The sequence below is a fragment of the Nonomuraea sp. NPDC003201 genome (genome assembly GCF_053590415.1).
On sequence record NZ_JBSFTC010000461.1, the window covers coordinates 1 to 6,502 of the forward strand.

Annotated in this window: 7 protein-coding genes; 4 read left to right on the forward strand and 3 right to left on the reverse strand. The window is 69.5% G+C overall.

Annotated features, from left to right (window positions below):
* The coding region (locus ACWDX9_RS57840) for a methyltransferase (RefSeq protein WP_449971790.1) at window positions 1-501 on the forward strand (501 nt) is incomplete at its 5' end.
* A 75-nt stretch (window positions 502-576) separates the two neighbouring features.
* On the opposite strand, the gene trpS is transcribed toward ACWDX9_RS57840, so the two are convergent.
* Window positions 577-1,539 (reverse strand): tryptophan--tRNA ligase, encoded by a 963-nt coding sequence (gene trpS / locus ACWDX9_RS57845; protein ID WP_449971792.1) that lies wholly within the window; start codon window positions 1,537-1,539, stop codon window positions 577-579.
* 258 nt (window positions 1,540-1,797) lie between these two features.
* On the opposite strand from trpS, the gene ACWDX9_RS57850 reads away from it, so the two are divergent.
* The gene (locus ACWDX9_RS57850; protein ID WP_449971795.1) at window positions 1,798-3,267 is read left to right on the forward strand and encodes a phosphodiester glycosidase family protein; all 1,470 of its coding nucleotides are present in this window, start codon (window positions 1,798-1,800) and stop codon (window positions 3,265-3,267) included.
* A gap of 253 nt (window positions 3,268-3,520) precedes the next feature.
* Here ACWDX9_RS57850 and ACWDX9_RS57855 read toward each other — a convergent pair whose 3' ends face one another.
* Window positions 3,521-4,105 carry a dihydrofolate reductase family protein gene (locus tag ACWDX9_RS57855; RefSeq protein WP_449971798.1) on the reverse strand — a complete coding sequence of 195 codons (585 nt, stop codon included), beginning with the start codon at window positions 4,103-4,105 and terminating at the stop codon, window positions 3,521-3,523.
* Between the two features lie 96 nt (window positions 4,106-4,201).
* On the opposite strand from ACWDX9_RS57855, the gene ACWDX9_RS57860 reads away from it, so the two are divergent.
* Window positions 4,202-4,687 carry a winged helix-turn-helix transcriptional regulator gene (locus ACWDX9_RS57860; RefSeq protein WP_449971801.1) on the forward strand — a complete coding sequence of 162 codons (486 nt, stop codon included), beginning with the start codon at window positions 4,202-4,204 and terminating at the stop codon, window positions 4,685-4,687.
* 517 nt (window positions 4,688-5,204) lie between these two features.
* Here ACWDX9_RS57860 and ACWDX9_RS57865 read toward each other — a convergent pair.
* Window positions 5,205-5,663, reverse strand: coding sequence for an Lrp/AsnC family transcriptional regulator (locus ACWDX9_RS57865; protein WP_185071645.1), 459 nt, complete (start codon window positions 5,661-5,663; stop codon window positions 5,205-5,207).
* Window positions 5,664-5,759: 96 nt separating this feature from the next.
* Between ACWDX9_RS57865 and ACWDX9_RS57870 the strand changes: the two genes are divergently transcribed.
* Window positions 5,760-6,386 carry a LysE family translocator gene (locus ACWDX9_RS57870; protein ID WP_449971804.1) on the forward strand — a complete coding sequence of 209 codons (627 nt, stop codon included), beginning with the start codon at window positions 5,760-5,762 and terminating at the stop codon, window positions 6,384-6,386.
* Window positions 6,387-6,502 lie beyond the last annotated feature (116 nt).

Consider the following 6,502-nt stretch of genomic DNA (forward strand, 5'->3'; position numbering starts at 1 on the left):
GTGGGCGGCGGCCACGGCCGGTTCAGCCTGGAGCTGCTGCGGCGGCACCCCCGGCTCCACGCCACTGTGCTGGACCTGCCGCAGGCGCTCCAGGCCACCGCCGCCCATCCCCGGCTGAGCGTGCGTGCCGGGTCGTTCCTGGACGGCGACCTGGGTGACGGGTACGACATCGCGCTGCTGTTCAACGTCGTGCACGGGCTGGAGGACGCGCAGGCCACCACCCTCCTGGGGCGGGTGGCCGCGGCCCTCAATCCCGGCGGGACGGTCGTGGTGGGCGACCAGTTCGGGGACAGCGTCATGCCCGGCCGGGCCAGCCGCGCCCTGCTGCACCTGCTGGACCTGAACTACCTGGTCACGGCCGGCGGCAGGGTGCGCGGCTTCCGGGAGGTGTCGGAGCTGCTGCGGGCGGCGGGCTTCCGCGCACCCCGGCACCGCCGCCCCCTCCGCTCCGTCCCCACCGAACTGGCCCTGGCCTCGCTCCCCGCCCACCGGCCACGCTGAGCACCCGCCGCCGCGAACCCCGCTGGATGCTTGTCGCCACCCGCCACCCACCACCGCCCGCCGCCGCGAACCCCGCTAGAAGCCCATCGCCGCCCGTACCTCGTCCAGCGTCATGATCGCCCGCTCTCTCGCCGCCGCGTTCCCCGCGGTCAGGATCTGCCGCACCTCCTCCTCGGTGTGCTCGGCGCGGCGCTTCCTGATCGGCCGCAGGAACTCGTTGACCGCCTCGGTGGCCAGCCTCTTGAGCGCGGACGCGCCCCCGTCCCCGATCTCCTCGGCGATGTCCTGCGGCGGGCGGCCGAGGCAGAGGCCGGCCAGGGTGAGGAGGTTCGCCACCTCGGGCCGGTGCGTCTCGTCGAAGGTGATCAGCCGCTCGGAGTCGGTTCGGGCCTTGCGGATGAGGGCGGCCGTCTCGTCCTCGGTGGCCGACAGGGCGATCGCGTTGCCGCGGCTCTTGCTCATCTTGCCGCCGTCGAGCCCCTGCAGCAGCGGCCGTTCGCCCATCATGGCCTCGGGCTCCGGGAACACCTCGCCGTAGCGCTCGTTGAAGCGGCGCGCCACCAGCCGCGTCACCTCCACGTGCGGGAGCTGGTCCTTGCCCACGGGCACCAGCGTGCCCTTGCAGAACAGGATGTCGGCCGCCTGGTGCACCGGGTAGGTGAACATCAGGCCGCTGACCGCCCGCTGCGAGCTGTGCGCGATCTCGTCCTTGACCGTGGGATTGCGGTGCAATTCGGAGACCGACACCAGGCTCAGGAAAGGCAGCAGCAGCTGGTTCAGCTCGGGGACGGCGCTGTGCTGGAAGATCGTCACCTTGGCCGGATCGATGCCCACCGCCAGATAGTCGAGCAGCAGCTCGGTGATGTTGCGTTGGATCGCACCGGGCAGGTCGCGGTCGGTGATCACCTGGTAGTCGGCGATCAGCACGTACATCGGGAACTTGTCCTGCAACGCGACACGGTTGGCCAGCGAACCGAAGTAATGGCCCAGGTGCAGCGATCCGGTCGGACGGTCACCGGTGAGTACGACGTCGTTCATTTCGGTCTCTCTCTTTCAGGTCACGCCGTCTCGGAGAGGACCGCACGCTTGGAGGGCCGTCTCGAAGACGGCCCGTGCATGAGGAAATCAGCGGCCGTCTGTCGGCCGCCACCACATGCTGATGCGTGTCATACGCGAAGTGTATCCGTTTGCGGTGTCAATCTCGTAACCTCTTTTACCGTTTCGCGTGTTCGCCTGCCCCGGCGACCATGATCTCGCCAGTATGGTGCGGTCCCTTTTCCGCCCTCTGGAGAATTCATGTCTCGACGCACCCTTGCCGGTGGCCTGGCCATAGCCGCCGCGCTCTCCCTCACCACCCTGCCCGCCGCGGCGGAGCAGGCGTCGGTGCGGTTCCCGTCGGCCAAGTTCCCGCTGGGCAGCAGGCCCGTGCCGACCAAGACGATGACCGCCGTCGCGCAGGGCATCGACATGTACGACGTGAAGGCCGGCTCGGCGACCGACGGCTACACGGTGACCGTGTTGATGCCGAGCGGCCGCGACTACGGAATGCAGACGACCGCCGAGTCCAAGGCCGCCGAGGTGGAGGCCGCCGGCGAGACCCCCAGCGTGCAGAAGGTGGTACGGCCGAGCGTCGCCGACGCCGCCTCCCAGACCGTGTACATGGTCCGGGTCGGCCTCTGGTCACTCGACGACAAGAAGAAGGCCGAGGAGACCGCCAAGAAGCTCAAGGAAGCGGGGCTGAAGGTCAAGGTCGACTACCTCGGCGACGACGGGCTCAAGACCACCGGTCCCTGGGACGTCAAGGTCGTGATGATCGACGCCGGGGCGTTCGGCGGCTCGTTCGCGGCCTCGCTCGGCACCAGCGTGGCCAAGCGGGAGACCGTCTCGTCGATGGCCAAGGCCCAGAACGCGCTGGTCGGCGTCAACGGCGGCTTCTTCAACATCCACACCGACAAGGCCCTGCGCGGCGAGCCCGTCGGCGCGTCCGTGGTCAAGGGCAAGCTGCTCAGCGAGGCCGTCCCCGGCCGCTCGGCCGTCGTCCTCAAGGGTCGTACGGCCAAGATCACCGAGCTGAAGACCACCGTCACCGCCACCTCCCAGGACGGCCAGAAGACCGAGGTCAACGGCGTCAACCGGGCTGTCACGACGGACGAACTGGTGCTGTACACCGAGGAGTGGGGCGCCAAGACGCCCACCGGCGGGACCGACGCCGTCCTCGACGCCAACGGCAAGGTCGTCGGCCTGCGCGAGTCGGGCGCCGCGGTGGCCGCCGGGACGCGGGTGCTGCACGGCAACGGCCTGGCCGCCGACTGGCTCAACGAGCACGCCTCCCAGGACTGGACGGTCAAGGTCGACACCAAGGTCGTGGACCTGCGTACCGACAAGGCGCTCGCGCTGACCCCGGACCTCAACGTGATCGCGGGCAGCGTCGGCCTCGTGCGGAACGGCAAGGTGAAGATCACCGCCAAGCAGGACGGCCACGACTCCGTCAACATGATCCTGCGCCGTCACCCGCGCACCCTCCTTGGCACCACGAGGAACGGCAGCCTCATCATCGCCACCATCGACGGCCGCAACCCCGGCGTGACCGTGGGGGCGAACTTCCTCGAGGCCGCCCAGTTCATGCGGTGGCTGGGTGCCACGCAGGCCATCAACCTGGACGGGGGCGGCTCGACGGCCATGGTGGTCGGCAACAAGCTGATCAACCGGCCCTCGGACGGCGTGGAGCGCGGCGTCGGCGACGCCCTCCTGGTCCTGCCCAAGTAACACACCAGGCCCGAACGAACCGCAGCCGTGCCACCAGCCCCTGGTGCACGGCTGCACCCCACCTACCCGGGCACCTTCGCCATTGTGGCGGCCCGGTAGCACACGTTCACGACCGTGGCGGGGTCGTCTTCGCCGTTGCGGCGGGCCGGTAACGCACGTTCACGACCGACGCGACGTCACCTCCACCGATGAGGCACGGCCGCACCCACCTACTCGAGGGCCTTCGCCGTTGCGGCTGACCGGCAGCGGGCGTTCACGGCCGAGGCGGGGTCGTCTTCGCCGTGGTGGCAGGCCGGTAACGCACGTTCACGACCGACGCGGGGTCGGCTTCACCGAGCCGGTGGAGGCGGATCGGCTCGCCGCCGGGGTTGTCGTACAGCCGGATGCCCTCACCCAGCAGGACCGGCGCGATGTGCAGGTCGATCTCGTCGATCAGCCCTAGCTCAAGCAGCTGACGGCCGATGGTCGGCGAGAACACCTCGAGGTTCTTGCCCCCGGCCGCCTCCAGACCGATCCGCACCGCCTCGGCCGGGTCGCAGCTCAGGAACGTGACTCCGTCGGTGGGCGTCGCGTCCTCGGGGTGGTGGGTGAGCACGAAAAGCGGTCCCTTCCAGGCGCCACCGTAGATGCCGCTGGGATCCGGGTAATGGTCCCAGCCGTCTCGACCGCCCAGCACGGCGCCTGTGGTCTCGACGTACTCATCGACCAGGTCCGGCCGGAACGAGGCCCCGACCATCCAGTCCATCCCGTGGTTCGGCCCTGCCACGAACCCGTCCAGCGACATCGTGAAGTGCCAGAGCACCTTTCCGCCCGCGGTCTGCGGCTCGGTGTCGCTCATACGTTGCCTCCTACATCTGCTTGCGATTTGCAACCGGTAGCCTCACGCTAGGCCACCCGGTGGTAGATTGCAACCAGTTCGGAGGTGAGGTGTGAGATGGCGGAGTCGGCGCGTTCTGGCTGTCCGATCAATGCCGCGGTCGAGGCGTTCGGTGACAGCTGGAGCCTGCTCGTGCTGCGGGACGTGATGTTCGGGAGCCGGCGCTACTTCAGGGAGCTGCTCGCCGGCTCCGAGGAGGGGATCGCCTCCAACATCCTGGCCGACCGGCTGAAGCGCCTGGTGAACGCGGGCCTGCTGACCCGCGAGGACGCGGGGCCCGGACGGCGGGCCGCCTACAGCCTGACCGAGGCGTCGATCCAGCTGGTCCCGATCTTCGCGCAGCTCGGCGAGTGGGGGCTGCGCCACCGCCCCACCACGAAGCGGCTGCGGGTGCGAGCGGAACTGCTCGCGGCCGGCGGACCGGAGCTGTGGAGCGAGTTCATGGCCGAGCTCCGGACCATCCACCTCGGTGCCCCGTCGCCGGAACGGGACGGCCCAAGCGTCATGGAACGCCTCGCCAAGGCCTACACCGACGCGCTCTGACGCCTTGAGCGGGAATCAGACACAATGCCGCCGCGCTCTGACGCCAAACGGAGTCGGACGCGACGCGACGCCATGGCCGGTCGCTTGAGAGGCACACGAGCCACGCGACGGCCCTGGCAACATGCGCGGCGTCGACGTGCGCTATGCGAGCGCCGACGTGCGCTGTGCAGGCGTCGACGTGCGCTGTGCAGGCGTCGACATTCGCGGTACGGGCGCTGATATCCGCTCTGCGCACGTGAACGCGCAACGCGTGGGCGTGGACCCACGCCGTGCAGAGGCCGACATCCGCCGTGCGCACGTAGGTCCACGCCGGGCAGACGCCGACATCCGCCGTGCGCACGTAGGTCCACGCCGGGCAGACGCCGACATCCGCCGTGCGGGCGTAGGTCCACGCCGGGCAGACGCCGACATCCGCCGTGCGGGCGTGGACGCGCGACGTGCGAGCGCCGACATCCACCGTGCAGACGCTGATATGCGCCGTGCGGACGTGGAACGCGTGACGTGCGGGCGTCGGATCTTAAGCGTCCACCGGCAGACCCATGTCCGGTTTCACGGCCTTCATTGCAAGGTGCGACGTCACCTGCGCCACCCCCGGCAGCCCGGAGAGGGTCTCGGAGTAGAAGCGCTCGTACGCCGCCAGATCCGCAACCGCCACCCGCAGCAGGAAGTCCGGATCGCCGAACAGCCGGTGCGCCTCCACCACCTCCGGCATCCCCGCCACCAGCCGCTCGAACTCCGCCACCGTGTCATGATCCTCATACCTCATCACCACGGTGACGAACGCCTGGAACCCCCGTCCCACCGCGTCCCCGTCGACCAGCGCCCGGTAACCGCGGATGACGCCGGACTCCTCCAGCTGCCGAACCCGGCGCAGGCACGGCGACGGTGTGAGCCCGACCCTGTCGGCCAGCTCGGTGTTGCTCAGCCGCCCGTCCCGCTGCAGCTCCTGGAGGATTCTGCGGTCAATCCTGTCCACAGCGCAATATCCTGCCACTCCCCCGCCCGAAGCAGCACGAACAGACCATCGCGTGCCAGCCCTCCTTGACTACCGTCCCACAAGGAGGTGGTTCTCATGGAAACCCGGCTGCTGGTGCTCTTCCTGGGCATGGACCTGCTGCTGATCTGCACGCCGGGCCCCGACATGCTCTACGTCATGGCCCGCTCGCTCGGCCAGGGCCGCCGCACCGGCCTCACGGCGGTGGCGGGGATCTGCTCGGGCTACACCGTGCACACGGTCCTGGCCGCCGCCGGCCTCGCCGCCGCACTTCGCGCAGTCCCCGCCGCATTGCCCGCGATGCGGTACGCCGGCGCCGCGTATCTCGTCTTCCTGGCGATCAAGACCCTGGCGTCACTCAGGAACCCCGCCACCCCGCTCCCGGGCGCGACCCCGCAGCCCACGGGCAGGGTGTTGCGACAGAGCATGCTCACGGCCCTGCTCAACCCGAAGGGCGTGCTGCTCTACCTGTCGCTGATGCCCCAGTTCATCTCCACGGAGACGGTCGTCCCCCTGGGCTTTCAACTCGCCGTACTCGGCCTGCTCCATGTCGCGAACTGCGCCGTCCTGTACGGCCTGCTCGCCCTGGCCACGGCACGGGCCAGCCACGCTCTGACCCGGACCCCGAAGGCCGCCCGCCGGATCTCGGCCGTCTCCGGCACGATGCTCCTGGTGGTCGCGGCCGCCACGCTAGGCACCCATTGAACACAAAAAAAGGGGGTCCGGCGCCCAAGGCGTCGAACCCCCTCAAAGATTGTCCGGCGGCGACCTACTCTCCCACACCCTCCCGAGTGCAGTACCATCGGCGCAGAGAAGCTTAA